The sequence below is a fragment of the Chromobacterium sinusclupearum genome (assembly GCF_002902845.1).
In the GTDB taxonomy this organism is placed as follows: domain Bacteria; phylum Pseudomonadota; class Gammaproteobacteria; order Burkholderiales; family Chromobacteriaceae; genus Chromobacterium; species Chromobacterium sinusclupearum.
In genome coordinates, this window is sequence record NZ_PPTF01000068.1 from 1 (window position 1) to 3,472 (window position 3,472).

Sequence of the window (3,472 nt, forward strand, 5' to 3'; positions counted from 1 at the left end):
CCGCTTCGTCGTCGCTGCGGAACCGTTTCGTTTCCGCTGTTTCGTTCGCTGCGTCAGCTGAGGAGGCGAACTATACGCCCGGGCCTTAACCTCGTCAACACCTTTTGCGAGAAAAAGTGAGATTTCTTCATCACAATCCTGCAAGCTGCTGATTTGAAAGAAAACAGCAATGAAAAAATTTTGCATCCCGGCGCGATGACGCCCCGCGCCCCGACCCCAAGCCCCGATCAAAAAGGGCGCAAACAAAGAAAAACCGGTTCGAATCCTGGATTCGAACCGGTTTAATTGATTCCTTTAATATAGATAGCTGGCGATCATTCCTCGCCAGTGCGCCGCTTGTTGGCCCCACGCTTGCGCGCAGTCGGTTGCGATGGTGTCTCGGCTTGAGGCGGCTGACTGCGGCGTCCTTGCGGGCGACGCGGCGCGGGCTTGGTCTGGCCCGGCGACTCACTCGGCGGCACCGAGGGGTTCGGCTTCGCGCCTGCCGGCGGCGTGGCCGCAACCGGCTTGGCGGGCTGGCTCCGCCCTTGCGACGACGTACGCGCGCTTGGCTGCTTCGGCCCTGCTTGCGGCTTGCCAGCTGGAGACTTAGCTCCCGACTGCCTATTGGGCGCCGGTCTAGAAGATTTGACGGGCGCCGCCGGTGAAGCCGCAGGCTCGCTTGCAGGCTTCACTTGCGAAGCAGCCGGTTTGGCTGCCGCGGCGGACTCAGGCTTGCCTGCGCCGCGTCGACCAGAGGTAGGCTGAGGAGGCTGGGCAGCTTGCTCGCGCGCAACCACTGGCGCAGATGGCTGCTTGGCCGGCCGCCTGCGACCCTGCGGCGGCGCCGGCAAACCAGCAGGCTTGCTCACCGGCTCGACCGGCGCAGCCGCTTCCGGACTGGCCGAAATGGACGGCGCGACCGGCTGGCCGCCCTTCGCCGCGCCTGCGGATTGACCGCCGCGGCGACGCCGGCTTGGCTTGGTCGATCCGCCCTCCTCCGATGCGCCGCCAGCCGGCGACTGCTCATCCCTGACCAATGCGAACTCCACCTGGGCGTTTTCCAGATTGGCGCTCATGACCTTGACGGTCAGCGTATCGCCCAGACGGTACTGAACCCCGCTTTTCTCGCCAATGATGGCCTGCAACTCCTTCTTGAAGTGGAAGTAGTCCTTGCCGAGCTCGGAGATATGCACCAAACCTTCCACATATACGTTGTCCAGCAACACGAATACGCCGAAACTGGTGACCGCGCTGATCTTGCCCTGGAACACTTCGCCGATCTTGTCGCGCATATAGTAGGTTTTCAGCCAAGACTCTACGTCGCGGCTGGCATCGTCGGCGCGGCGCTCGGTCATCGAGCAATGCACGCCCAAAGCCGCCCACTTGCCGGGCTTGTACTTTTCCCCTTTCAATACCGCCTTGATCGCGCGGTGCACCAGCAGGTCTGGATAGCGCCGGATCGGCGAAGTGAAATGAGTGTAAGCCTCATAGGCCAGGCCAAAATGGCCGGCATTGTCCGGGGTGTATACCGCCTGCTGCATGGAGCGCAGCAGCATGGTTTGCAGCACCGGCGCATCCGGGCGGCCATGGATCTGCTCCGCCAGCTTGCCGTAATCCTTGGCGCTGGGCTTATCGCCACCGCCCAGCGTCAGGCTGACCAGACGCAGGTAGTTGCGCAGATTTTCCAGCTTTTCGTCGGTTGGGCCTTCGTGCACGCGGTACAGCGCCTTGTGGCCGTTTTTCTGCAGGTAATCCGCCGAGCAGACATTGGCCGCCAGCATGCATTCCTCGATCAGGCGATGCGCGTCATTGCGCACCACCGGCACGATGCGCTCGATCTTGCCCTTGTCGTTGAAGATCATCTGCGTTTCGATTGAATCAAACTCGATGGCGCCGCGCTTGCCGCGCGCAGTCAGCAGAATCTTGAACAGCGCATAGAGATCCTGCACATGCGGCAGCATCGGATGATCGGTGCCGTTCTGCAGCCAATCCCATACCTGGTTGTAAGTGAGGCGGGCCTTGGATTGCATCACCGCCGGGTAGAATTTGTACTTCTTCACGTCGCCCTTGGCGTTGATCTGCATATCGCAGACCATGCACATGCGCTCGACGTCCGGATTCAGCGAACAGATGCCGTTGGACAAGGCTTCCGGCAGCATCGGAATCACCCGGCGCGGGAAGTAAACCGAGGTGCCGCGGGTCAGCGCTTCGCGATCCAGCGCGTCGCCAGGCTGGACATAGAAGCTGACGTCGGCGATGGCCACCACCAGGCGGAAGCCCTTGCCTTGCTTTTCCGCATACACCGCATCGTCGAAGTCGCGCGCCGTTTCGCCGTCTATCGTCACCAGCGGCAAGTCGCGCAGATCGACTCTATCCTTGGTCCAGTCTTTTTTGCGCACTTTCTTCGGCGTGGCCTGGGCTTGCTCCAGCGCGTCGTCCGGGAAGCGATGCGGCAAATCGTGCTTACGCAGGGCGATCTCGATTTCCATGCCCGGGTCGGCGTAGTTGCCCAGCACTTCTGCCACCCTGCCGACCGGCTGGTGATAGGCATCCGGCTGCTGCAGGATATCGACCATCACCACCTGGCCATCCTGCGCGCCGCCGTCGCCGCCCGGTTCGATCAGCACATCGTGGTTGATGCGCCTATCTTCCGGCCTCACCACCCACACGCCGCGCTCATGCTGGATGCGACCGACCAACTTGGTCACCGCGTGTTCCAGCACCTCAACGATCTTGCCTTCTTGCCGGCCGCGACGATCCAGACCCGACGACCGCACCATCACGCGGTCGCCGTGCATGACCTTCTTCATTTCCCGCTCTGGCAGGAAGATATCATTGCCCCTGCCTTCGCCCTCGTCCGGAATGGCGAAGCCGAAGCCATCGCGGTGACCGGATACCTTGCAGCGGATCAGATCGAGCTTCTGGGCGACGCACACCGCGCCCTTGCGGTTGATGAGGATTTCGCCATCGCGCCCCATAGCGCGCAGGCGGCGTTCAAAAAAAGCCTGCTCGTCGCCGAGAATCGACAGCATCTGCGCCAATTCATCCGGAAACAGCGGCACCCCCTGCTCGGCGAGAATCTGCATGATGAACTCTCGGCTAGGCAAGGGATTGGAGTATTTAAGTTTTTCCCGTTCCAGGAAGGGGTCCTGGTCTCTCAGGGAAAGTTTTTTTTGTTTTTTTTGCGATTGAGCCATTGACACCCTCGAGGTTATGTTTATAATTCGCATCTCGTTGCAGCGATGCAACAAATGATACAGCAAAGCGACGCCCAGGTGGCGGAATTGGTAGACGCACTAGGTTCAGGTCCTAGCGCCCGCAAGGGTGTGGAAGTTCGAGTCTTCTCTTGGGCACCAATCTTACTATTGTAAGCCCGTCGAATAGCTGGCATCATAAAATTCAGGTTTGCCCAGGTGGCGGAATTGGTAGACGCACTAGGTTCAGGTCCTAGCGCCCGCAAGGGTGTGGAAGTTCGAGTCTTCTCTTGGGC

2 protein-coding genes and 2 tRNA genes are annotated in these 3,472 nt (G+C 60.6%); 2 read left to right on the forward strand and 2 right to left on the reverse strand.

Annotation, left to right across the window (positions count from 1 at the left end; translation table 11 throughout):
• Positions 1–186 (reverse strand): hypothetical protein (locus C2134_RS21910; protein WP_233196456.1); only part of this gene is annotated, 186 nt, incomplete at its 3' end.
• Positions 187–314: 128 nt separating this feature from the next.
• Positions 315–3,179: a ribonuclease R gene (rnr, locus tag C2134_RS13910; RefSeq protein ID WP_103320772.1), complete on the reverse strand. Its 2,865-nt coding sequence runs from the start codon at positions 3,177–3,179 to the stop codon at positions 315–317.
• 72 nt (positions 3,180–3,251) lie between these two features.
• Here rnr and C2134_RS13915 point away from each other — a divergent pair.
• A tRNA-Leu gene (locus C2134_RS13915) sits at positions 3,252–3,338 on the forward strand.
• Positions 3,339–3,389: 51 nt separating this feature from the next.
• A tRNA-Leu gene (locus C2134_RS13920) sits at positions 3,390–3,472 on the forward strand.

Excerpts from the sequence above, each read along its gene's own strand:
- rnr (WP_103320772.1), bottom strand. The coding sequence starts at position 3,179 with ATGGCTCAATCGCAAAAAAAACAAAAAAAACTTTCCCTGAGAGACCAG.